The organism is Methanocorpusculum labreanum Z, from assembly GCF_000015765.1.
GTDB classification, from domain to species: domain Archaea; phylum Halobacteriota; class Methanomicrobia; order Methanomicrobiales; family Methanocorpusculaceae; genus Methanocorpusculum; species Methanocorpusculum labreanum.
In genome coordinates, this window is the sequence record NC_008942.1 from 789965 (window position 1) to 811563 (window position 21599).

A 21599-nucleotide genomic window follows, 5' to 3' on the forward strand; every position below is an offset into this window, starting at 1 on the left:
GAAATTATTTCGCTTTGTTTCATTCTATTCTCCAGCCGTTTACACCTCGCCACCCAAACCTCCTCCCCCGCGAACAATTGGATACGACGCTCAATATATTTAAGGTGCCTCTCGTCCTACATGAGATTCATGAGACGAATCTTTGCGTTTCTCCTGATTCTTGTTATCATCTTCTCTGCCGGCTGCCTGATTCCCGCAGTAAATGACCCCCAGCCGGGAGAAAACCTCCAGACCCTGATCCTGCCGGCCTCGGTCATGAACGGGAAGATACAGGAGAACCAGACGATCTGTTCCTTTCCGGCGTCCTCTGTTCTCGTGCCCTACATGATGCTTGAAGGCACCTCTGGAAAATACGACATCTCCGTTGCAAAAATGCTCGGGCCAAACGATCCCGTCGTGATTCTCAAAATCGACTCCGCCGAATATGTCGACCTCATCTCCCACACCCCTCCGGACCGAATCATGGTCCCGCTCAAATATATTTCTGATTCCGGCGAAAACCTGTCGACAGCACTCGACCGGCTCGTCCCGGCATATACTCCCCCCACGGGGGGGGAGGATCTTTCCATAAACATCCTCTTCCCGACCGAAGGCGGAGAAGCCTCCTACGGCGATGTAGTTCCGCCTTGGGGAGTTGTCCGGGCGTTCATCTCGTCGAAAAACGAGATCGCCGACGTCTTCGTCCGGTCGATGAGTTACGGTGAGGAAAAAATCACGCATCTGGATCCCTATCCTTGCGTCGTTGGCGATTTTCCGACAACTCCGGGTAATACCAGCATCACGCTTGTGGTAACCGATGTTCTTGGAAACACCGCGGAACAAACCGTAAACTTCACGATTGTAAGGGTGGTTCCGGTGCCTCCAAAGCCGTGACCGCATGAAAAGCATCATTCCGATCTTCATCACCCTCCTGTGTCTTGGCATGCTTTGCACGGCGGGTTGTGTTTTTCCCTGGACCGATCACCCGGAACCGGACCTCCCCGACTTTATGCCCGGCATCCTTGACAAAGGGCTCTATATATTTCCCAGAGATGTTGCCGGAACACCCGTGGATTCCGCCCTGGAATGGCGGTTCGATCTTGAAAACTGCTCCGGGTTTGAAAAGTTCGGCCGCATCGATGCGGTCTCAAATCGCGTTCCGGTGTTCGTGGTGGATCCTGAATCGCCGGGAAAGATCGCGATCCGTATCTCTGCCCCCGAGCAGGATATCGATGTGTATCTGAAAGAAATCGTCGACCTCCCGGAAGGCCTGCATCTTTCCCTGCCGGATGACGTCATACACATACCCAAAGGAGAGAGCGTGGATACGTATCTGCTTCTCGAATCCGACGGTCCGATAGGCGAAACGAATGGCTACACGATTATCTATCTCGGGACCGAAGACGGCTGGGGGCTTGGGTGGGGGAGCATGTTTTTCGCACCGGATTCGCCTGATATTCCGGCAATTGTAGAGGAATGAAAAAAAGAGAAAATATCTACTTATACTCTTTCCCGATCAAAAACCGGTAAAGCACCATGTATTTTGCCGCCGACCGCGGGATCTTCGACTCGACCTCGTAATACGTCCCGTCGTGCAGCGAGAAAAGGATCTTCATCTGCAGGGAAAACGCGAACCCTTCGATATCCGCGAACGGGAACACGAACTTCCCCTTGTCCCCGTCGAACTCGAGTCTGTCCACATAGATCGAAAATTTGCCGGTGCCGAGATCCTCCACCGACTTCAGCGCTCCGATCTTTCCAAGGATCTGTCCCTCGTCCGATTCGATCGGGACATCTTTCGGGGTTGTCAGATACGCCGGCAGACTCTCCTTGATCAGATCACGCTGCCAGTGATCCCAGGACACGATATTGTCGTGGTGCAGCGGATGACCCGACGCCGGCTCGAACAGACCGAACTCGTTGAACTTCACCGAGTAGCCGCATTCGCAGGAAAGAATATCCCCTTTGCTGTGAAGTTTGCCCATCTGCTTACACTCCGGGCAGATGTAGAGGATCGTCTCCAGATATTCGGCAAGATCCGTCCCTGTGTAGGGAAGCGGGTTCTTTTTCTGGTCGTCGAAGGTATTCACATACAGATCGCGGTTGATCGCCTCGTTGATCTGATCGACTGTCATGCCCTTCAATTCATCCGGCGAGTATTCGTGCACGAACTCCCCCCACATCTTGCCGTCACGCGGCGTCTTGCCCCATCTTGGGCGGCGCAGATATCCGCCGTGCATCCGGTAGGTTATGAGAGCGGCGCCGAGCTCTCCGCACTCCTTGACCAGTTTTCCTGTCCCCGGCGAGATGAACGCCGTCTCGCCGTTGATCGATCTGACCCCTTCGGGAGACATCCAGACGTTATTTCCCGCACCGAGCCGCTCTTTGATATCGCGGATGACTTCACCAGCCGGGGCTCCTTTTTTGCGGATGATCGGATCGAGCAGAAACGCTCCGATAAACCGTGTCGATTTTTTTCTGAAAAGATGTTCGCCGGCCACATAGAACATGTGCCCTTTGACCGCCATGCCGATCATCAGGTGGTCCCAGAGGGTTGTGTGGTTGGAGAAGACCATATAGGGGGTATGCTTTGGAATAACGATATCGTAGGTATACTGTAATTTCCGTCCAATGGCCGGACTGGCAAGGAAACGTGCGGTCATATACACGCTCTTATACCAGCAAACGCGAAGGCTCTGCATTGACCTATATTATAGGAATTTACCCATGATATAGCTGAGGGTACAACAAAAGGAAAATGGAGTTAGCTTTTCTCCGGGCGTATTCGGATAAAAAAGAAGAAGGCCGATGGCCACCGATTACCGGCTCTCTACGCCCAGTGCCCGGTATGCCGCCGCTTTGATCAACTCGACCGGCAGATCCTCGAAAATTTTGTCTCCGATCCCGATCGCCCGGCAGCATGTGCTTTCTCCTGCAAGTTCCCCGCAGGACGGACAGTCCGTAGAGACCACCGAGGCAGAGAGCAGTTTGTCCAGCAGAACTCCGTTCATCCTGACCTCATTCGACTCCGCGATCCGGGTCTTGTCAAGCAGCGTCTCGGTCAGATTGATCTTCACGCCTAAGGAGAAAAACTCCTCCCGAAGTTCGCCAACGGCGGCACGGAGTGCCTCTCCCGTCTGTCCGCACCTCTCGCAGGTGGCGTCTCCAACTGCGAAATGTTTCCATTCGATCTCAAGCCGCCTGATTTTAGGGATCATCAGCGTTTTACCTGCAGAACACTGTTTACGACCTTCTCGATCTCGACGAACTGCACGTCGGCCATGCCGTTTTTCGTGATTCCGATCTCCGTTGCGACGAGATGGTGATCGGGTCTGAATCCGGCTTCGGCAAGTTTTTTTTCCGCACAGCAGTCCGTGCATCCGTCGAGCACGATCACCTCGTCCGCATCTTCGATCTCGTCGGCAAACGTTTCCGTGCCCTGGTGGGCACGCACCCAGACATAACCGCCCGGTCTTCTCTGCAGAAGAGCGAGAGCGGCCTGGGTGGTCAGTTTGCCGGTGTTTGAAACGCCCGAGCAGGTAATCAGCGTAATCGGCAAGCTTGACTCCGTCCGCTCACTCGCAGGATCCGCCGCATCCGCAGCTGCAGGTACAATGTCCTTCTTTTTCTTCTTCGCTCTCGCGTCCTCTGCCCATCCAGCAGGCGGCCGCGACCTTTTCGACGTCATCGTCCGTGTACGAACGCGACGGTCCTTTGACGAATCCAAGATCCGTCATCACAAGATTCTGAGTAGGAACGACTCCTTGTGCTGCGGCGATCTTTGCTGCACACTTCATCTTGCAGCCGTCAAGGATGACCACGTCTTCGGCTGCATTCAGTTTCTCGACCAGTCCTTCGTTTCCGGTTGCGAGCAGAGCAACGCAGATGGTTTTTCCAAATCCCTCATCGGTCAGCTGGATCGCAGCAGCGTTCGTGATCTGACCGGTATTTGCCTGTCCGGCGCAGGGGATTATGAAGCGTTTCTTTTCGTTCTGTCCGCAGGAACAGGTTGTTTGTTCTGTCATGATATTTTCACTCCGATAACAATGCTTTGATCTCTTTTACATCCGGGACCCGACCCTCGGCCACGATCTCGTCATTGATGATTAATGCCGGTGTCATCATCACGCCGCGTTCGGCGATCTGGTCGAGCGTCTCGATCTTTACCAGATCGACCGTGATATTCAGTTCTTTAATTGCCTGTTCGGTGTTGGCGAAAAGCCGTTTGCATTTCGCACATCCGGTTCCAAGTACTTCGATTTTCGTCATGATAGCTCCAATGGATATTCAACTTTTTTTGTATTAGATGTTTGTGATCGGGAAACCTCACGGGAAGAATATCCCAAACAGGAATCCCGCAATCGTCGCAAAACCGACCACGAGGGCGGTATATACGAGGGTTTTCTTCGCGCCGATCAGCCGGTAGATAACCAGCAGGCTCGGCAGACTGATCGTCGGTCCGGTGAGAAGCAGGGAAAGGGCCGGGCCTTTTGCCATTGCTCCGCTAAGGTATCCAAGCGTCGTTCCGATCACCGGCACTTCCAAAAGGGTCGGGATGTAGAGGATCATTCCCACCACGGACGCTAAGAACGTGGATATAAGCGAGGTCTCGCCGAAGTACGGTCTGAAGAACTCTGCCGGCAGGAAGAATGAAAGCACACCGAGCGCGAAGGTCCCGATGATCAGGATCGGGAAGATCTTTTTCGTCAGATCCCAGATCTCCATTCCCCAGTCGGTGACTTCATCTCTCGTGAAGTAGTAGATCAGCAGAAGGGCGATCCCAATCGAAAGGGCATACACGATTCCAAGGCGGATGAACGCATCAAGGGCTGAGGTCCCGACCAGAAGGATCGCAACGAGCATGACGAAGAAGAGCGGGACCACCCATCTGGGCCGGGTCGCCTCCTGGGCCATAACGGCTTTTCGTGCGGCGCCGAAGGTTTTCTTCGTCTCGGTGTCGTGGGCGGGAAACAGTTTCATCATGATCAGACCGATCAAAATCGATATGCCGACCGCAGCCACTGCCCGGGCGACGCCGATATCCAGACCGAGCACCTGCGCCGTATAGACGATCGCCAGAATGTTGATCGCCGGTCCTGCGACGAGGAACGTTATTGCCGGGCCAAGCCCGCTCCCTTTTTTCAGGATGCCGGCAAACATCGGCAGGATCGTGCAGCTGCAGACGGCAAGCACCGTGCCCGATATGGACGCGATCCCATAGGATACGGTCTTTTTCGTTTCAGGACTGAAATACTTCAGAATGGCATCTTTTTTGACGAACGTCGCGATCGCGCCGGCGATGAAAAACGCCGGAACAAGGCATGTAATAACGTGCTGTGAAAGATAGCCGATCAGCGTGTCCCAACCGAGAAGGAGCGAACCGAGTAGTATGTCAATCATCGTTTCTTAACCTCATGGATCATCATTTCAATTTTTGTTGAATCACTTATTGACAGACAAAAGATATATAGTTATGCATTTCATAATATTTTGAAATAGATGACCGATACGCCATTACCCGTTTCAAGCGAAGCTGAAGAAGAGTGCAGTGTCCGGTGCGAGATTCCGGAAGTAATCAGAGATGACCTGGTTCAGATCGGCGGTATTCCGGGACTGAAGACACGTCTCCCATCTCCGGAACGTATCGGCGAGATCAGCGCGACGCATCACGCGCTTTCCGATCCGGTCCGGGTCTCGATCCTGCATCTCCTTGCAGTCCAGCCGCTTTGCGTCTGCGTGATACGGGAATGCATAGGGATTTCAGGTTCGAAACTCTCCTACCATCTGAATATTTTAAAAGAGAACGGCCTGATCACCGCAGAGCAGCAGGGAAACTGGATCATCTACCGGATCACGGCGAAGGGCGGCATCTTCGCCGAAGAACCGGTAAGGATGTAGGTCAGTCCAGTTCCCGATTCGGGAACCGGTCTTTCGTGGCGTTCGCGATCTTTACGAGCATCAGCATGACCGGCACTTCGACGAGAACCCCGACGATCGTTGCGAGAGCGACCGGACTGTTTGTTCCATACAGTGCAATGGAAACGGCGACGGCTAATTCGAAGAAGTTCGAGGCGCCGATCATGCCTGCCGGAGCGGCGATGCTGTGGGGAAGGTTCAGCACTCTGCCTGCCCCGTAGGTGAGGAAGAAGATCAGCACGGTTTGAATAATCAGGGGCACGGCGATCAAAACGATGTGCAGCGGATTTTCCAGAATAAGTGTTCCCTGGAACGAGAAGATGATCACGAGCGTGAGCAGCAGACCAACGATGGTTATGTGGTCGAACTTCGGGATGAACGTCTGGGTAAAATACTCCTCGCCTTTTTTCCTGATGAGATACACTCTGGTCAGGACCCCGCCGAGAAGTGGGATCACGACGAACAGGACGACCGAAAGAAACAGCGTTGCCCAGGGAACGGTGACGCCGGAAATTCCGAGCAGGAACGCGACGATCGGAACGAATGCGACAAGAATGATCAGATCATTGGTCGCGACCTGGACGACCGTGTAGGCGGCGTTCCCTTTTGTTAGATAACTCCATACAAACACCATCGCCGTACAGGGTGCGGCGCCTAAAAGAACTGCGCCGATCAGATAATCCTGGGCGAGCTCCGGAGGGATGAGGGCGCTGAATACGACGTAGAAGAAGAATGCCGCGATCGCAAACATGGTGAACGGTTTGATCAGCCAGTTGACGATCCAGGTAAGGATGAGTCCTTTGGGATTTTTTCCGACGTATTTTACGCTCTTGAAATCCACTTTCAGCATCATCGGGTAGATCATAACCCAGATGAGTATCGCAATCGGGATGGAGACGTTCGCATACTCGAACGTGCCAAGAAATGCCGGGATGGACGGCAGGAACCTGCCGATCAGAACACCGACGATCATGCAGATGATCACCCAGAGGGTGAGGTATTTGCCGAACATCCCAAGACCTGCAGAATTGTTTTTTGTCATAGCATCACTCTTTCAATGATTTTATCTTTGCTTCGATCTCGGCGATCGCCTGGAAATATGCCTCATCTCCTTTGCCGACCGGGTCGTCGATCTGCCATGCGATCCGCTTTACCCCGGGGATCACGGGACAGGCGACCCCGCATCCCATCGTGACGATTATGTCGATATCCGGCAGGTCGGAGATGTGTTTCGGCCGCATTTTTGCAAGATCGATCCCGTAGATCTCCTGCATAAGACGGACGGCTGTCGGATCGACCTTGTCTCCCGGCTCGCTGCCTGCCGAGAAGCAGGCGAACCTGTCCCCTGTGAAATGCCGACAGAGCGCTTCTGCGATCTGGGATCTGCAGGAGTTTTTGATGCAGAGAAAGGCGACCCGCTTCATACGATCACCTGGACAGTAATTCCCGTCAGCACGGCCGCAAGAAAGATCGTCGCAACAAAAACCATCACGAACTGTTTTTTGAATATCGCCGAAAGCATGGTGATTTCAGGGATACTCATTCCTGCCCCGCCGATCAAAAGGGCGGCCACGGTACCAACGCCCATTCCTTTACTCAAGAGGGCAGCACTGATCGGAAGGATCGTCTCCGCTCTGATGTAGAGCGGGATCCCGATGATCGCGGCGACGGGTATCGCAAACAGATTCTGCGGTCCCGCGACGGCTAAGATCCAGTCGGCCGGCAGAAATCCGTAGATGAATGCCCCGATCGCGGCTCCGAGGAGGAGGTAGGGGATCATCTGCCGGAATGTCGTCCAGGCAAACATAATGATCCTTTTCCGTTTCGAGCCGGTTGCTTCGGTCATTCCTTCGACGGCGACGGGCTTGACGTATTTTTTGAACCCGAGCCGCTCAAGCACGAGACCGATAAGAACGGCCGCCGTAAACATCATGACGGCATACACGACCGTGATCTCGGGACCGAAAACGACGAGCATCATCGCAAGAATGACCGGATTCAGAAGAGGGGAGGCGAACAAAAAAGACATGGCGCTCGAAAACGCCACGCCGGATTTCAGAAATCCAAGTGTCACAGGGATCGTCGAGCAGGAGCAAAACGGCGTGATCGCGCCGAACGCGGCCCCAATCACGCTTCCCCTGACCGAGCCGGAGTGCCCGAGCACTTTCTGCATCTTCTCTTTTGGGACATAGACGTTTAGAGCCCCAACTATCAGACAAACGACGATAAAGAGTGCCGTAAGCTCCAGAGCGATGACCAGAAAATACTGGGCGGCCGCGAGGAGTGTTTCCGTAAAACTCATTCGGATTTTCCAGAGCAGCAGTTTTCTTTACAGTTTCCGTTTGATTCGTCTTTTTCGTCACAGCAGGGCTTTTCCGGCACGATTTTGATATTACAGCAGCAGGAACAGTTTTCTGCGGTGATCGCTTTCTTCATCTTTCCAAATATCGAGGTCTTTTTTTCTTCGGTCATGATTCATCACATGGTGTACTTGAGTGCATTTCTCTGAGTTTTTGTAAGAGGGCTTTGTCGGCGTTTGTTGTCGGGAGACCGGCGCAGATCTTTTCCAGGGCTTTGGAAAGATCCGGGAATGCGGCGGCAAAATCATCGCTGATTTTGTAGTAGGTCCATTGCGCCTGTTTTCTGCTCTGAATGATGCCGGCGTTTTTCAGGATCGTCAGACTGCGCGAGGCGTTTGGCTGGGAGAGGGAAAGCGCCGCTTCGATCTCGCAGACGCATAACTCATTACCCTGCAGAAGGGCAAGGATCCGAAGTCTGGTCGTGTCGCCGCAGGCTTTGAAGATCGTTTCCGGATCACTCATCGCATTCGTATCCGGGAATGCAGCAGCAGCCGCAATGCGTTTTTCGTTCGATAAGGCTGTCGGAAACGTGGAGGATCTGTCTGACCTCGTCATCGGTTGGATACCTGCCGGTGATCATCACAAAGTTGTTGACGACGACGGCCGGAAGGAGCTTTTCCCCGTTCAGGGATATGAGACGGGCAACATTTGGGTTGGTGTCGTATCTTGCCCGCTCGATCAGAATGCCTTTGGGTTTGAGTTTTTCGATCAGTTCGGTTATCCTGATGTACTCGGGGTGGGTCGTATCCGGGTCTTTTGCTTCGTAAAGACACATTGATGACATAAAAGAGTATATTCACATATTTGTATATAATAATTTTCAAATGTGTTGGTTATTCCGCGACACCCCAGACCAGGCCCATGGCTTTGAGCATGATCTCGATCTCTTCTGCTTTTCTCAGCCACTCTTTTTCTTTGGCGGGCCGACCTGCAGGGGCGGCCTTAGCGGAGCAAATCTTTGATTTGCGACTGCAGGGTCCTTTGCCACGCCGAGTAGGTAGATCGCGTCAACGTTTCCTTCGCCCGCTTCTCTCTCCAGCCGGGAAATTACCGGTTCAAAGGGAATGCCGGGCGCGGGACCGGCGTCTGCCGGCTGGGGTGGATCGGCGAAGATTCGGAGTATTTTCTGCAGCATGGTTGTTGAAGGTATCGTTGCCTCTTGAAAAAAAGATTGCCCCGGTCTAAATCAGCGTAAACACGCCCGTCCTTCCCGGAAGATCAAGCATCGTAATATTCACGCTCTGCACGTTCTCGTCACTATCGAAGGTGAAGTAGACACCGGTGCCGGTCGTCGGCTCGTAAAAGGCATCCCCGTCATACGGCGTAAGGACGTACTGCATTTCGGCCGGTCCGAGATACAGATTAAGGCCGCTGTCTCCCTCTTCGACCGTTATCGTACCGTAATAATCCTGATAATACGATCCGCAGTAGTTTACCAGATCCCGGGGCGATGACGCATTTTCCGGAGCCTCTGGAAGCGTTGAATATGGACTCAGCACCGAAGATCCCGGCTCCATGGCTGCATTGATCTCCTCCTCGATCTCCGCGTACCAGTCATTCTGCACGGAACCCGTGAAGTACATATCTTCCCAGCCCCGCACAACGGCTTTTTTCAGGACATGCCCTCCAGGAAAGCCGTTCGTTAAAACAACGATGCCCATCCCTTCTGCCGGGTAGAGGGTGATCAGCGTGGAGACACCACTCGTAAAGTCGCCGCCGTGTTCGACCCTGACCCTGCCGTCCGCAGATACCACGTCCCATCCAAGACCGTATGCCGAGATGGTGGTATAGTCGGAGAGCAGGATGTTCTGGGCTTTGTGGGTCTCGCTCAGCGCAGAGGCATCGATCACCTGCACGCCGTCGAGATTTCCGTCGTTCAACTGCAGGCGGAGATATCTGATCATATCGTTCAGCGTCGAACTGACTCCCCCGGCCGGACTGTTCGCATCATCGTTGAACAGAACTGCGGTTTGTTCCGCAACGCCGTTCGTCACGACATAGGTGTCGGCATGGTTCTCGGCCTCGGCAAAGTCGGAAAAGACCGCACTCGAGTTCGTCATACCTGCCGGGATGAAGATCCTCTCAGAAATCAGTTCATCCCAAGGAATTCCGGCTTTTATCGCCGCAGTTTCGGCGGCTGCAGTGATCCCGAGATTCGAGTAGGCGTAACTCGAGCGGAACGCGCCCGTCAGTGCAAGATATCTGAGTTTAAAGAGGGTTTCCGAACGGTTGTATCCGAACTCGGCCAGCTCGTCGCCGGCATACTCGGGAAGTCCCGTCCGGTGCGAAAGAAGATCGCGAATGGTCACATGTTCCGTGATCCATGGATCCGAAAACTGAAGGTCAGGATTGATTTCCACGGCCGAATCATCCCATGCAAGATCGCCGGTCCCGACCATCGACGCAATCGTCGCGGTCGTAAAGGACTTCGAGATGGAGGCGAGCTGGAACCGCGTATCGGCATTTACCGGCTCCTGCGTCGTGAGATTGATCACGCCGAAGCATTTTTCGTAGACGACCGTATCGTTTTGAATAATCGCGACCGCCATGCCCGGGATGCCGCTTTTGTTGAAGAGTTCTTCTGTGTAGAGATCGAACTCAGGAATCGTTTTATCGAGATCTCCTGCCGCCGGCGTCTGGTCATAGGCCGCCGTAATGCATCCCGATACCAGGATTATACAGAATAATCCGAGAATTAGTGCTGTAACCGGTTTAAAAATAATGATAATCCCCTCTGATAAGTAAAGTAACTTCCATCTTCACAATATATCTGTATTGCGGTATTTTTGCCGGATCGGGTGAATGGGAAAAATAAAAAAGCGGATCCGGTTCGGCAGGATACCGAAGGGATCGAATGGATGTTCTGTTTTCTTAGAGGCCGGCCCGCTCGACGATAACGTCGGCGACCGATTTCGCGCTCGTGAACGGGAAATCTGCGCTCGTTAGAAGGGTGCCTGCTTCGCCTGCGGTCATCTTCAGATCGCCGACCTGACAGGTCGTGTCTGCACCGTCTGGAAACGCGACGATGAGAGCGGCTGGGGTGTCGATCGGAAACGATGCTCCCGCGAGTGCCCCGCTGATCTGGGCATGGATCTGCTCTTTTACGGTAAGGGGAACAAATCCGGGCATGCCGGCAACCTCTCCCGCGGCTTTTGCGATCGGGCAGTCGGCGCTGTGGGTTTCGCATCCGAAGCATGCTCCCTTGATTGCTTTGAGGGACTCTTCTGCCTTTGTCTGCGAGACGTCTTTACCTGTGTAACTCCATGTTGGCATCTTGTTTCACCGGATACCTATTGTCTTGTTATATTTATATACAAAATCGTCATTAGAATATATAACACTGTTTGATACAGAATTATGACCCTGCGGGTTAATGATTCTGCATTACCAATATATCAATCAGCAAAGGAGGGATCATGGCAACAACACTGAGTTCATCACTGACGGAGATCCGAGAACTGAAAAAGGAGGTCACCGGGCTGCGTATGGATCTGAAGCGCTTTATCGAGCATGCGAACCAGCAGCATGTCCAAAACGCCCTTACCGATCTCAAACAGAATTATGCCGGTCTTTTCGCAAACGATCAGGTGGAAACGGCAAAATCCGAGCTTTCTTCGAATATGGTCGCAGACTGCGGGATGCGGGACAAATGCTACGGCGTTTTTCTGGAGTTCCTGCAGAACACCTCACAGCATATCAAAGACGGCCGTGTTTCTGAAGAGATCATTCAGTCCTATCGTGACCAGTTGAAAAACATGCGGGAAGCGGGTCCTTTCGACCGGTGCGACACATGTTTTTCGCAGGTCTACCGGCTTTTTGAAAAGCAGGTCGATCTCATGCAGTCTCTCGGCATTTATGAAGACAGCAGCCGGGAACAGGAGAGCATTACCGATATCCCGGAGGAAACGGCGGTCAGTGAACTCTTGGAGCCGATCGCAAACGTCCTGCGTTTCCAGATTTTGAAATCGCTTGCGGTACAAACGCGGACATTTTCTGATCTCTCCGGCCTGACCGGGCTTCGCGGCGGGAACCTGCTGTTTCATATCAAAAAACTCACCGAATCCGGCATGATCCTGCAGAGTCATGACCGTGGGGATTACGTGATCACGGATAAGGGATTCAAAGCGCTGAACGCCGTTTCGGCGCTCTACCGCGAGACCCATCACGCCTAATGCGTTCAAAAAAAGGAAAAAATATTTTTTTGGATTTATACGAGCTCGGTTCCGCCTGCCACGACCACAAACTGGCCGGTGACGTAGCTTGACATGTCGCTTGAGAAGTAGAGGATCGTTCCGTTCAGTTCGCCGCGTTTTGCCGGGCGGTTCAGCGGGCAGACTCTGCTGTACTGCGCGAGGAACTCGGATGATTTGAATAATGTGCCTTCCGTCATCTCGGATTCGAAGAGACCTGGACCGACCGCATTGACCGTGATGTTGTTTTGTCCATAGGAGGTTGCCATACCCATGGTCAGACCAAGCACGGCGGCCTTCGACGTGTTGTAGACATGGCGGACGAACATGTCTCCTTTGTCGCCGATGATCGCATTAATCGAGGCGGTGTTGACGATCTTACCGTAATTCTGGGCTTTCATGTGCGGCACGACATACTTGCTCATGAGGTAGATGCCTTTGACGTTCGTGTCCATCGATCTGTCCCATTCTTCTACGGTGAGGGTCTCGACGGTTCCGCGCTGGGCGATTCCGGCGTTGTTGAAGAGGATGTGGATCGTTCCGTAATGTTTGACGATCGCATCAACCGCCTCTTTCACGCTCTGTTCGTTCGTTACATCGCACGGATAGGTGAAAACGTCCCCGCCTTTTTCGGCGATTTCTTTTGCGACTGCTTCGAGTTTGTCTGTTCTGCGTGCAAGCATGGCGACTTTTGCTCCGGCTTCTGCGTATGCTCTTGCCGCGTCGGCGCCAAGACCGCTGGAAGCTCCGGCGACGACCGCCACTTTTCCTGTCAAATCACAATAGTTAATCATTTTCTGTCAAGCTGATACTTACCCGTTTGGAATAATAAAGAAAATGCCACTGAAAAACCGGAATACACAGCGTTTTTCCATGTAGAATCACATGGGGATTTTTCCGGAGAATACGGGCCTGAAATACAAAACAGCGGCAGGAAAAACGCAATTTTGCGGACCGGCACCGGGGGCCCTGAAGCGAATTCAGAAACTTTATCTCGAAACAGTGTGTTTATGAGATATAATGAAAGAGATAGGCAGGTATGACGGACGCTGGTATGTCTGAAGATCCCCTTCTGTCGATCCAGCAGAGATTGATCTCCTGCGGGATGCGGGAGTATGAAGCCAAAATCTATGTGACTATTTTCAGCCGCGGGATTCTGACCGCTTATGAGATCCATCAGTTCAGCGGTGTTCCCCGCGGCAGAGTGTACGATGTTTTAACGGCTCTCGAGCAGAAAGGCTTCATTTCACGTTCATGGGAGAAACCGGTCTATTATACTGCCGAGCCGGTGGAAAAGGTCTCGATTCGTCTGGTGAAGGATACGCTGGCAAATCTGGAACATATGACCGACTGTCTCAACGAACTTCAGGATGTCTGCTATCCCCTGGGAGGAAAAATCGTCGGCGTGCATGAATTCCAGACCGATCTTGCGATCGACACGCAGATCCGGATGGAACTCAGACGTTCCTGCAAGGAAGTTTTGATTCTCTGTTTCGATGAGCGGATCCTGCAAAGGTATGCCGATGATATTAAGGAAGCCGCAAAACGGATCCCGGTGTATGTCGTCGTTAAAGATAAGAAAATGGCAAAGTTCTCTCCGATAAAATGCTATATGGTCAAACGCGGGATCCCTATGACGACGATGGAGATGCCGGTCTCCTCCAAAAAACAGCGGCTCCCCGTCCTTGCACAGTTCTATCACGATCGTCAGGGCACGATCGCGATTCTTGAACATAAGGGTCAGATGATCTGTCTTGGTCTTGTGAACAATGTTTCGGTGTTTGTGGCGCAGAGTATTCTTCAAAATATCGAACGGATCGATCCGGAAGAGTGAGTTCGGCAGCTTTTCGTTCCAACCCGCCCATCACACGAACTTCACAAAAAAGCCCACGAAAACACGAAAATATAAAGAATAAAATACGGTGGGAAAGATGTAGTGCTCTCCCCCATCCCTCGCAAGTCTATCGACTTGCTCGGCTGAGGTCGTCGACTTCGTCGCCAACCCGCCCCCACACGAAATTTTCGAAAATCAACGAAATGCACGAAAAGGGGGGGCAGGGGGTGGAGGTATAGGGGGGTTGGGTGTGAGATTCGGGATGGTGTATGGGAGGGTGTGGAAGCATTAGAAAAACCAACCGCGAATCGGCGCGAATCCGCCCTTCGGGCGAGCGAATCGGATTTGCTATTCCTCACTCTCGCAATCCAGCTACGCTGTCTTGCTCCCCCCTCATCGGGAACGTTCGGGCAAATCCTTTCGCCGCCCCAGCGGCTCATACTTTTCTTTATTATGTTCTCAATCAACGTAAATCTATTTCTCTTGCTTAAACAACACAATACATATTATGGGTACAATAAAAAATGATTCAAAGTCAGAATTGGGCACACTCGGAGTGAATAAAGTATATGGAGCAATTGGTTGTTATGATATTCTTTCTGATGCCCGAGCATTTACTTCTTGGATAGAGAAATAATATCCGGATATCAATATACACGAACTCTTTCCCGGTTATTCATACTGCATTGATTTAATTGTGGGGCTGTTTGCTAGAGGAATTCATGATGACGAAACATTTGGATTAACATCTGATATTGCTTTTGACCGCGCTGTGTTCTATGGAATTCCTCCTGAGAAAATGGATCTCAACTGTGAAAAAGGACGTTTACTTTATATCCTGAAGGACAATGTTACAAAGATCAATTCATCAAAAAACTTTTCAAAATCCCGACATCCACTCAACGACTTAAAGCGTAATGTTCTGGATATCTTTGCCAATCATCTCAAAGAAAATGCCTATTCAAATCTTCCTAATCCTAAAAACGAGTTATATTCATATTTAATTGAAGGAACTGTATGGCTGTATTTTTCAAATATTGTGGGTCGTGGGATTCCATACGCTGAGGCATCAACTCCATTACGTTCCGCTAATGAGAAGGATGTAATAAGAGAGGAAACTCCTGAATGGGAGGAATACATAAAATCAGATGAGTATGGGGCGAAGGACACTCTTATTCGAGGTTACTGTTATTCTCTGGAATATCTGATAGATCAACTATCTCCAAATTTACTGGATACAGAATCTTTGAACTATTTACATAATATTGATAATTGGAATGAAATCAATCATATTTTTGACTATTTATATAAACAAATATTTATCAATCTTGATAAAATCCATGAAAATATCTGGTATATTTCTTCATTCAAAAATGATAAGAAACTTTCAAAAAAGTCACTTTCAACTATATTTGACAAATCAATAAAACTACCTAAAAAATCATTAAAAGAACAACTAGACCAAATTTTTCTTTGGTATGAGGTGGGTTTTCTTGATGCTTCAGCTGGCCCTTTCTCTGGAATGATCGCTCTCAGGACATTGTTGACAGGAGCAGTTACTAAACAAAAGGAAAGGGAAATTTCAGAACCAATTCAGATTCGCATTTTCAAACATCAATGTTTTGCGGGTTATAATTATAGTTATGCAATTCTGATGGAAGGGTATGGCTTCGCAATGGATTATTCTGGTTGGATTGTATTTTTTGATACTGATACTGATTATTCGGGAACAAGTGGTCATTATCATCAGTTGATTGATAACGATATTCAACGATATAAGGAATATCTTAATGTTGTTTCATTTGAGGTTAAAAAAGAGAAATTTGAAGATTATGTTATGGGAATTGATGCTGCAACCCAAAATGGACATTCGGTTACGGTCATTAAACGCCAAGATAAAGAAATAGAGCGAGCAAATCAGAAAGTACGTGAAATCCAAAACAAGCTTCAAAGAACACAAGATGTACTTCATTCTGCAAGGGGATTGATAATGGAATTGCTGACATATTATGATTTATCTCGCAATCCCGACACTTCAAAGAACTTAGATTGGAATATTGCTCAAAATAAACATGAAATTGATGTAACCTATGTGCGTAATGATGATACCGTAATCTTTGGGGAATGCAAGGTTTCAGCGAAGACAACTGATCTTGATGGAGAGATGAAAAATCTGGTTAATAAAATGAAAAATTGGCAACCTAACGTTGGTAATAAAATGGGACATTTCTTCTTTTTTGATGAATTATCTGAGACGGAAGTTGCCAATTACAATAAATTAAAAAAGAAGCATTCTCGAGGTGATGTGGTTATAGGTGAGTATGATGTATTATCTGAAAAGATATACTGGGATCAAAATTGGAAAAGTAAGGCTAGAGATAAATTAGACTATATTCTGAAATATAATGATAAAAAAATATAAAAATCATCATATTGTTTGGTAAGGATGCTAACTGATTCTTATGGGAGCCGCCGGGGCGGCGACAGGATTTGCCCGAACGTTCCCGATGAGGGAGGAGCAAGACTGCAAAGCAGGCTTGCGAGAGTGAGGAACAGCAAATCCGATTCTGGGAGCCCGTAGGGCTCAGATTCGCGCCGATTCGCGGTTGGTTTTTCTCATGCACCCACAACAATCCCGTACATGAAACCAACGTGCACTTCCGCAAAAAAGAGAAAAAACCTCTTCCGAATCAAATAAAAAGACATCCCGACGTGGGACGCTCCGCGCCGAATCGCAAGGCAAAGCCTTGCTCGGCTAAGGGATCTAAAGATCCCCGCCTCAGCTGAGGTCGTCGACTTCGTCGCCAACCCGCAGTCGCAAGTTTCCTTCGAAAACTTGCTCAGCTGAGGGCGAGCCTATCGGCTCACCCCGCTTCACCCAAACAGAATACTCTTCGGCTCCGTGTACTCATACACGAAGTCCCGTCCGTTTTCCCGTCCGAATCCTGAGTTCCCCACCCCGCCAAACGGCATCTCCGGTGGAAGCGTCAGATGCTTGTTCACCCAGACGACCCCGCACTTCAGCGACTCGGCAAACGTACGGGCCGTTCCTATATCGGTGGTCCAGACCGAAGACCCCAGGCCATACTGGGTGGAGTTTGCGATATCGAGCGCCTCGTCGGGAGTATTGAACGGGATCACCGACATCACCGGTCCGAAGATCTCCTCCGAGACCGCGAGCGGACTCACGTTTTTCAGCAGGGTCGGCGCGTAGAAGTTGCCGGGTATCTCCAGTCTCTTCCCGCCGTAAACCAGCTGAGCGTCGCCATTAGCGAGGATGTTTTCCACCGACGCTTCTATCTGGGCCAGCTGATCGGGATTGTTCACCGGTCCCATATTCACTTTTTCAAGACCGTTTCCAACAACGTAGCCCGAAAGCATAACCTCGGCTTTGTGCACGAACTCATCGGCAAGCGATGCGTCGACCAAGATCCGCTTGGCAGACGTGCAGACCTGGCCGCAGTTGTAGAACCGGTTTCTGACCGCCGCTTTCACCGCGGCGTCGATGTCGGCCGTCTTCGTCACGATGAAACTGTCGTTCCCGCCAAGCTCCAGCGTCAGTTTTTTCAGATGCGGGGCGGCCAGAAGCGAAACCGCCTTTCCAGAAACGACCGATCCGGTAAACGAGATGTGACGGACATCCGGGTGCGAGACGAGCGCGGCGCCGGCCTCTCCGCCGGATCCCGTCACGATCTGCAGGGCTTCTTTGGGAAAGCCTCCTTCGTACAGGGCCTCGGCGATCTTTAAGATCGTCAGAGACGCAGTCTTCGACGGCTTTGCAAGAACCGCGTTCCCGCAGGCAAGTGCGGCTCCTGCTTTCCACGCAAAGATCATCACCGGCATGTTCCAGGGAATGATCGCGGCGCAGACCCCGAGCGGTTTTCGAACAACGTTCAGATAGCCGTATCCCGGAAGATTACGGGCATCACCCGGGATACTCCCCGAGACCGAGGCATAATACTCGAATACATGGGCGGACCCGAGGATCTCGTCACGTGCTTCCCGAAGCGGTTTTCCCTGTTCGGTCGTCAGCAGAACGGCAAGTTCCTCCACCCGTGCCCGCATCAAAGACGCGGCGTTCACAAACATCACGGCACGCTTTGATGCTGCCGTCTTCTCCCAGGTCGGCAGGATATCGGCGGCCGCATTCACAAAATTGTCCACATCATCGGGCGCGGCGTTTGGTATTGTGCCGATGACTTCATTCGTGGCAGGATTTCTCACGTCGAGAGATGATTGCATGCTGGAGTATTATTCCGTAGCCTATTTAGACCTGTCCGTCGAAGCAGAAAATCGGAAATCTCTTTTTCGCGGAAAGAGAATCTATTCACATGCACGAATACGCTGAAAAGATCGCATCGATAGGTGCCGCTGCCAACCCGACGTTCATGACCCTTGGGATCACCCCGGTCTCATGGGGGAACGGGCAGGCAGTTCTCAAGATGAAAGCCTCGGATAAAATGCACAACGGTGTTGGATTCCTGCAGGGAGGGTTTTACGTCATCCTCGCCGACGAGGCGATCGCTTTGGCCGTATTAGCAGAGCTCGATCCCGGATCCGGCACCACGACCATCTCCGAAACGACGGAATTTATCCGCGGCACGAAAGATGACGAGATCTTCGCCGTCGCAAAAATCATCCAGAAAGGAAGACGGATCGTCTTTGCCGAAGCGGAAGTCAGACGCGGCAGCGTCGAAGGCGATCTCCTTTCAAAAACCACGGCCTCGTATCTGGTCACGCAGTGCTGACGAACTACCTGAAATGGTTTTGGGACGCAGAAATAGGATATCTCCACCGCGGGACGCTCCGCGCCGGAGTCGCGTCCCCGCACCCCAAATCAAAATAAAATGAATGATACCTCAACAGAAAAACCCGCACGCGGGTTTTTCCGATAGCATTTTTCAAGTGAGGGTGCGATTCCTGCGCAGGCGATAAGCCGGAGCATAGCACCCGAACGTAAGGAAAATGCGATTCGCGAGGATTCGCGGAGATTTGCGGTAAAATAATCTCTTGTCTCCCCACCCAACCTTACCCTTTCCGAATCTCAGCCCTTATTCGCGGTTGGTTCTTTCTCATCCATCACCACGTGGCCCTATCCCTCCTTCCTAGAAAAAATGACAGATTCATATCACCTCACGCCAAAGTATAACGATTATGGAGGAGCATGGCTGTTGAACTGGAAGTCGTAGACCGGGTCGAAGAGTGGACCGGGTTTCTGAAAAAGAAATACAAAAGCGAACTCAATAAAATATCCCGTGAATACCCAAGCGAACGTTCCCTGGAAATAGACTACGGCGTTCTGGAAAAATACGGAAAGATCGGTGTCGTTCTCGCCGACGAACTCCTCGAACACCCGGGAAAAACCCTCGAGGACGTCAAAGACGCGATTAGGACGTCGCGCCTCATCACCGGCAAAGATGTCGAAGGAAACGACATCTCCGACACCATAATCGGGAAAGTCAATATACGGTTCGTCCGCCTCCCGCGAAAGACCCAGATCAGGGACATCCGGGCAGACGACATCAATAAATTCATCAGCATCGACGGGATCGTGCGCCGGGTCACCGAGGTCCGCCCCCGGCTCGTCACCGGAGCGTTCCGGTGCGTGAACGGGCACATCACCTACAAAAAACAGGAGTACGGCTCCTACTCCGAGCCGGACATGTGTGGGCATGCCGAGTGTACGCTGAAAAAGCTCGAACTCGTGCAGAGCAAATCGACCTTCATCGACTCGCAGAAACTCCGTGTCCAGGAGACGCCCGAAGGACTTCGCGGCGGCGAGCAGCCCCAGAACATCGACATCGACACGATCGACGATCTCTGCGGCAAAGTCTCGCCGGGCGACCGCGTTATCGTGAACGGAATCCTTCGAAGCGTGCAAAGAGTCGTCGGCGGTCAGAAAAGCACCGTCTTCGACCTCTACATCGAATGCAACTCGATCGAGATCTCCATAAAAGAGTTCGAAGAGGTCAACATCTCCGAAGAGGATGAGGTCACGATCAAAGATATGGCCGCCGACCCCGGCGTATACGGGAAGATCGCCAGATCGATCGCCCCGACCATCTACGGAAACGACGAGGTCAAGGAAGCCATCGCTCTCCAGATGTTCGGCGGGATCCCAAAGGAAATGCCGGACGGATCCAGTCTTCGAGGCGATATCCATATCCTCCTCGTTGGTGACCCGGGTATTGCAAAATCCCAGCTGCTTCGCTACGTCATCAAACTCGCTCCGCGTGGGATCTACACCTCCGGAAAATCCGCATCCTCGGCAGGTCTGACGGCAGCCGCCGTGAAAGATGATCTTGGAGACGGCCGCTGGACGCTTGAAGCCGGAGCACTCGTTCTCGCGGACAAAGGTATCGCCGCGGTGGACGAAATGGACAAAATGCAGAAAGACGACCGCTCCTCTCTGCACGAAGCAATGGAGCAGCAGTCCGTTTCGATCGCGAAGGCCGGCATCAATGCTACGCTAAGGACCCGCTGTTCCCTGCTCGGCGCGGCCAACCCAAAGCTCGGCAGATTCGACGAGTATGCCAACATCTCCGAACAGATCAACATGCCGCCGTCCCTTCTCTCCCGTTTCGATCTGATCTTCATCATGAAGGATCAACCGGACGCTACAAGGGATCTCAACATCGCCCGGCACATCTTAAAGGCCCACTCGGCCGGTGAGAAGATCATGCGGCACAAGAAGTACCCGATCCCGGGAGCGGACGACGAGTACTTCCAGCGCGAACTTGCTCCGGTCACGCCGGAGATCGACGCCGCGATGCTTCGAAAATATCTGGCCTACGCAAAACGAAACTGCTTCCCGCTTTTAAAAGACGAGGCGAAGGAAGTTCTCGTCCAGTATTATCAGAGCCTTCGAAGCGTCGCCTACGAAAACTCCGACAAACCGGTCCCGATCACCGCCCGTCAGCTGGAGGCACTCGTCCGTCTCGCAGAAGCGAGCGCCCGGGTCCGGCTGGCCGACGAGGTGGAGCAGGAGGATGCGGAACGCGTGGTCAAGATCGTGGATGCCTGTCTGAGACAGGTGGCTTACGATGCGAAGACCGGCTCTCTTGATATCGACAAGATCACCACCGGAACATCCAGATCGGGCCGTGCGATCCGCCGCGAACTCAAAGAGACGATCGAGACGCTGATCCAGGCAAGCGACGACCGGGTCGCGAAGGTCGATCAGATCATGGAGACGATGGAGAACAAGTATCATTATAAGAGGGATGAGGTGGAACACATTCTCGAAAGAATGAGGATGGACGGGGAAGTGTTCCAGCCGAGGAACGGCCTGATCAAATTCACCGCACCCATGAGGTAATA

At 51.7% G+C, this 21599-nt stretch carries 25 protein-coding genes; 8 read left to right on the top strand and 17 right to left on the bottom strand.

Features of this window, described 5'->3' with window-relative positions:
- Nucleotides 1-129: 129 nt before the first annotated feature.
- Both MLAB_RS04245 and MLAB_RS04250 read left to right on the top strand, forming a co-directional pair.
- On the top strand, nucleotides 130-873 hold the full coding sequence (locus tag MLAB_RS04245) for a hypothetical protein (protein ID WP_048062020.1): 744 nt from the start codon (nucleotides 130-132) through the stop codon (nucleotides 871-873).
- 4 nt (nucleotides 874-877) lie between these two features.
- Nucleotides 878-1459 carry a hypothetical protein gene (locus MLAB_RS04250; protein ID WP_011833182.1) on the top strand — a complete coding sequence of 194 codons (582 nt, stop codon included), beginning with the start codon at nucleotides 878-880 and terminating at the stop codon, nucleotides 1457-1459.
- Between the two features lie 16 nt (nucleotides 1460-1475).
- Here MLAB_RS04250 and MLAB_RS04255 read toward each other — a convergent pair whose 3' ends face one another.
- The 6 genes from MLAB_RS04255 to MLAB_RS04280 all read right to left on the bottom strand — a co-directional run bounded on the left by MLAB_RS04255 (nucleotide 1476) and on the right by MLAB_RS04280 (nucleotide 5379).
- Nucleotides 1476-2681 carry a lysophospholipid acyltransferase family protein gene (locus MLAB_RS04255; protein ID WP_011833183.1) on the bottom strand — a complete coding sequence of 402 codons (1206 nt, stop codon included), beginning with the start codon at nucleotides 2679-2681 and terminating at the stop codon, nucleotides 1476-1478.
- A gap of 117 nt (nucleotides 2682-2798) precedes the next feature.
- Entirely contained in the window at nucleotides 2799-3197 is a 399-nt protein-coding gene (locus tag MLAB_RS04260) for a DUF2703 domain-containing protein (protein WP_011833184.1), read from the bottom strand.
- The gene (locus tag MLAB_RS04265) at nucleotides 3197-3538 is read right to left on the bottom strand and encodes a putative zinc-binding protein (protein ID WP_048062022.1); all 342 of its coding nucleotides are present in this window, start codon (nucleotides 3536-3538) and stop codon (nucleotides 3197-3199) included. The genes MLAB_RS04260 and MLAB_RS04265 overlap by 1 nt, the downstream gene beginning before the upstream one ends.
- A 16-nt stretch (nucleotides 3539-3554) precedes the next feature.
- Nucleotides 3555-4004, bottom strand: a complete 450-nt coding sequence (locus MLAB_RS04270) for a putative zinc-binding protein (protein ID WP_011833186.1) — start codon at nucleotides 4002-4004, stop codon at nucleotides 3555-3557.
- Between the two features lie 7 nt (nucleotides 4005-4011).
- The gene (locus MLAB_RS04275; RefSeq protein WP_011833187.1) at nucleotides 4012-4248 is read right to left on the bottom strand and encodes a thioredoxin family protein; all 237 of its coding nucleotides are present in this window, start codon (nucleotides 4246-4248) and stop codon (nucleotides 4012-4014) included.
- A 57-nt stretch (nucleotides 4249-4305) separates the two neighbouring features.
- Nucleotides 4306-5379 (bottom strand): permease, encoded by a 1074-nt coding sequence (locus MLAB_RS04280; protein ID WP_011833188.1) that lies wholly within the window; start codon nucleotides 5377-5379, stop codon nucleotides 4306-4308.
- Nucleotides 5380-5478: 99 nt separating this feature from the next.
- Here MLAB_RS04280 and MLAB_RS04285 point away from each other — a divergent pair, with 99 nt between their 5' ends.
- Nucleotides 5479-5877: an ArsR/SmtB family transcription factor gene (locus MLAB_RS04285; RefSeq protein ID WP_011833189.1), complete on the top strand. Its 399-nt coding sequence runs from the start codon at nucleotides 5479-5481 to the stop codon at nucleotides 5875-5877.
- A gap of 1 nt (nucleotide 5878) precedes the next feature.
- On the opposite strand, the gene arsB is transcribed toward MLAB_RS04285, so the two are convergent.
- The 9 genes from arsB to MLAB_RS09955 form a co-directional block, all read right to left on the bottom strand.
- Nucleotides 5879-6937: an ACR3 family arsenite efflux transporter gene (arsB, locus tag MLAB_RS04290; RefSeq protein ID WP_011833190.1), complete on the bottom strand. Its 1059-nt coding sequence runs from the start codon at nucleotides 6935-6937 to the stop codon at nucleotides 5879-5881.
- A 4-nt stretch (nucleotides 6938-6941) separates the two neighbouring features.
- Nucleotides 6942-7319 carry an arsenate reductase ArsC gene (locus MLAB_RS04295; protein WP_011833191.1) on the bottom strand — a complete coding sequence of 126 codons (378 nt, stop codon included), beginning with the start codon at nucleotides 7317-7319 and terminating at the stop codon, nucleotides 6942-6944.
- Nucleotides 7316-8197: a permease gene (locus tag MLAB_RS04300; RefSeq protein WP_011833192.1), complete on the bottom strand. Its 882-nt coding sequence runs from the start codon at nucleotides 8195-8197 to the stop codon at nucleotides 7316-7318. The genes MLAB_RS04295 and MLAB_RS04300 overlap by 4 nt, the downstream gene beginning before the upstream one ends.
- Entirely contained in the window at nucleotides 8194-8367 is a 174-nt protein-coding gene (locus MLAB_RS09825) for a hypothetical protein (protein WP_187146138.1), read from the bottom strand. Before MLAB_RS09825 ends, MLAB_RS04300 begins: the two co-directional genes overlap by 4 nt.
- Nucleotides 8364-8717, bottom strand: coding sequence for an ArsR/SmtB family transcription factor (locus MLAB_RS04305; RefSeq protein ID WP_048062023.1), 354 nt, complete (start codon nucleotides 8715-8717; stop codon nucleotides 8364-8366). The genes MLAB_RS09825 and MLAB_RS04305 overlap by 4 nt, the downstream gene beginning before the upstream one ends.
- The gene (locus MLAB_RS04310) at nucleotides 8710-9039 is read right to left on the bottom strand and encodes an arsenic metallochaperone ArsD family protein (RefSeq protein ID WP_083755051.1); all 330 of its coding nucleotides are present in this window, start codon (nucleotides 9037-9039) and stop codon (nucleotides 8710-8712) included. Before MLAB_RS04310 ends, MLAB_RS04305 begins: the two co-directional genes overlap by 8 nt.
- Before the next feature lie 114 nt (nucleotides 9040-9153).
- A complete protein-coding gene (locus tag MLAB_RS04315; protein WP_048062024.1) occupies nucleotides 9154-9390 on the bottom strand; it encodes a hypothetical protein in 237 nt (78 codons plus the stop codon).
- Between the two features lie 46 nt (nucleotides 9391-9436).
- Nucleotides 9437-10984, bottom strand: a complete 1548-nt coding sequence (locus tag MLAB_RS04320) for a serine hydrolase (RefSeq protein ID WP_342606842.1) — start codon at nucleotides 10982-10984, stop codon at nucleotides 9437-9439.
- 142 nt (nucleotides 10985-11126) lie between these two features.
- A complete protein-coding gene (locus MLAB_RS09955; protein ID WP_245525983.1) occupies nucleotides 11127-11528 on the bottom strand; it encodes an MTH865 family protein in 402 nt (133 codons plus the stop codon).
- 143 nt (nucleotides 11529-11671) lie between these two features.
- Here MLAB_RS09955 and MLAB_RS04330 point away from each other — a divergent pair, with 143 nt between their 5' ends.
- On the top strand, nucleotides 11672-12427 hold the full coding sequence (locus MLAB_RS04330; RefSeq protein WP_011833196.1) for a winged helix-turn-helix domain-containing protein: 756 nt from the start codon (nucleotides 11672-11674) through the stop codon (nucleotides 12425-12427).
- Nucleotides 12428-12462: 35 nt separating this feature from the next.
- On the opposite strand, the gene MLAB_RS04335 is transcribed toward MLAB_RS04330, so the two are convergent.
- A complete protein-coding gene (locus tag MLAB_RS04335) occupies nucleotides 12463-13239 on the bottom strand; it encodes an SDR family NAD(P)-dependent oxidoreductase (protein WP_011833197.1) in 777 nt (258 codons plus the stop codon).
- A gap of 245 nt (nucleotides 13240-13484) precedes the next feature.
- Here MLAB_RS04335 and MLAB_RS04340 point away from each other — a divergent pair, with 245 nt between their 5' ends.
- Both MLAB_RS04340 and MLAB_RS04345 read left to right on the top strand, forming a co-directional pair.
- Nucleotides 13485-14279, top strand: a complete 795-nt coding sequence (locus tag MLAB_RS04340) for a TrmB family transcriptional regulator (protein WP_011833198.1) — start codon at nucleotides 13485-13487, stop codon at nucleotides 14277-14279.
- Between the two features lie 697 nt (nucleotides 14280-14976).
- On the top strand, nucleotides 14977-16701 hold the full coding sequence (locus tag MLAB_RS04345) for a hypothetical protein (RefSeq protein ID WP_011833199.1): 1725 nt from the start codon (nucleotides 14977-14979) through the stop codon (nucleotides 16699-16701).
- 452 nt (nucleotides 16702-17153) lie between these two features.
- Here MLAB_RS04345 and MLAB_RS04350 read toward each other — a convergent pair whose 3' ends face one another.
- Nucleotides 17154-18521, bottom strand: a complete 1368-nt coding sequence (locus MLAB_RS04350; protein WP_011833200.1) for an aldehyde dehydrogenase family protein — start codon at nucleotides 18519-18521, stop codon at nucleotides 17154-17156.
- 89 nt (nucleotides 18522-18610) lie between these two features.
- Between MLAB_RS04350 and MLAB_RS04355 the strand changes: the two genes are divergently transcribed.
- Both MLAB_RS04355 and MLAB_RS04360 read left to right on the top strand, forming a co-directional pair.
- A complete protein-coding gene (locus tag MLAB_RS04355) occupies nucleotides 18611-19027 on the top strand; it encodes a PaaI family thioesterase (protein ID WP_011833201.1) in 417 nt (138 codons plus the stop codon).
- Nucleotides 19028-19443: 416 nt separating this feature from the next.
- A complete protein-coding gene (locus MLAB_RS04360) occupies nucleotides 19444-21597 on the top strand; it encodes a minichromosome maintenance protein MCM (RefSeq protein ID WP_011833202.1) in 2154 nt (717 codons plus the stop codon).
- The last annotated feature ends 2 nt before the right edge of the window (nucleotides 21598-21599 follow it).

Excerpts from the sequence above, each read along its gene's own strand:
- MLAB_RS04295 (WP_011833191.1), bottom strand. The coding sequence starts at position 7,319 with ATGAAGCGGGTCGCCTTTCTCTGCATCAAAAACTCCTGCAGATCCCAG.
- MLAB_RS04350 (WP_011833200.1), bottom strand. The coding sequence starts at position 18,521 with ATGCAATCATCTCTCGACGTGAGAAATCCTGCCACGAATGAAGTCATC.
- MLAB_RS04310 (WP_083755051.1), bottom strand. The coding sequence starts at position 9,039 with ATGTCATCAATGTGTCTTTACGAAGCAAAAGACCCGGATACGACCCAC.
- MLAB_RS04275 (WP_011833187.1), bottom strand. The coding sequence starts at position 4,248 with ATGACGAAAATCGAAGTACTTGGAACCGGATGTGCGAAATGCAAACGG.
- MLAB_RS04355 (WP_011833201.1), top strand. The coding sequence starts at position 18,611 with ATGCACGAATACGCTGAAAAGATCGCATCGATAGGTGCCGCTGCCAAC.
- MLAB_RS04255 (WP_011833183.1), bottom strand. The coding sequence starts at position 2,681 with ATGCAGAGCCTTCGCGTTTGCTGGTATAAGAGCGTGTATATGACCGCA.
- MLAB_RS04340 (WP_011833198.1), top strand. The coding sequence starts at position 13,485 with ATGACGGACGCTGGTATGTCTGAAGATCCCCTTCTGTCGATCCAGCAG.
- arsB (WP_011833190.1), bottom strand. The coding sequence starts at position 6,937 with ATGACAAAAAACAATTCTGCAGGTCTTGGGATGTTCGGCAAATACCTC.
- MLAB_RS04280 (WP_011833188.1), bottom strand. The coding sequence starts at position 5,379 with ATGATTGACATACTACTCGGTTCGCTCCTTCTCGGTTGGGACACGCTG.
- MLAB_RS04260 (WP_011833184.1), bottom strand. The coding sequence starts at position 3,197 with ATGATCCCTAAAATCAGGCGGCTTGAGATCGAATGGAAACATTTCGCA.
- MLAB_RS04285 (WP_011833189.1), top strand. The coding sequence starts at position 5,479 with ATGACCGATACGCCATTACCCGTTTCAAGCGAAGCTGAAGAAGAGTGC.
- MLAB_RS04305 (WP_048062023.1), bottom strand. The coding sequence starts at position 8,717 with ATGAGTGATCCGGAAACGATCTTCAAAGCCTGCGGCGACACGACCAGA.
- MLAB_RS04330 (WP_011833196.1), top strand. The coding sequence starts at position 11,672 with ATGGCAACAACACTGAGTTCATCACTGACGGAGATCCGAGAACTGAAA.
- MLAB_RS04270 (WP_011833186.1), bottom strand. The coding sequence starts at position 4,004 with ATGACAGAACAAACAACCTGTTCCTGCGGACAGAACGAAAAGAAACGC.
- MLAB_RS04300 (WP_011833192.1), bottom strand. The coding sequence starts at position 8,197 with ATGAGTTTTACGGAAACACTCCTCGCGGCCGCCCAGTATTTTCTGGTC.
- MLAB_RS04315 (WP_048062024.1), bottom strand. The coding sequence starts at position 9,390 with ATGCTGCAGAAAATACTCCGAATCTTCGCCGATCCACCCCAGCCGGCA.
- MLAB_RS04245 (WP_048062020.1), top strand. The coding sequence starts at position 130 with ATGAGACGAATCTTTGCGTTTCTCCTGATTCTTGTTATCATCTTCTCT.
- MLAB_RS04335 (WP_011833197.1), bottom strand. The coding sequence starts at position 13,239 with ATGATTAACTATTGTGATTTGACAGGAAAAGTGGCGGTCGTCGCCGGA.
- MLAB_RS04360 (WP_011833202.1), top strand. The coding sequence starts at position 19,444 with ATGGCTGTTGAACTGGAAGTCGTAGACCGGGTCGAAGAGTGGACCGGG.
- MLAB_RS04250 (WP_011833182.1), top strand. The coding sequence starts at position 878 with ATGAAAAGCATCATTCCGATCTTCATCACCCTCCTGTGTCTTGGCATG.
- MLAB_RS09825 (WP_187146138.1), bottom strand. The coding sequence starts at position 8,367 with ATGACCGAAGAAAAAAAGACCTCGATATTTGGAAAGATGAAGAAAGCG.
- MLAB_RS09955 (WP_245525983.1), bottom strand. The coding sequence starts at position 11,528 with ATGCCAACATGGAGTTACACAGGTAAAGACGTCTCGCAGACAAAGGCA.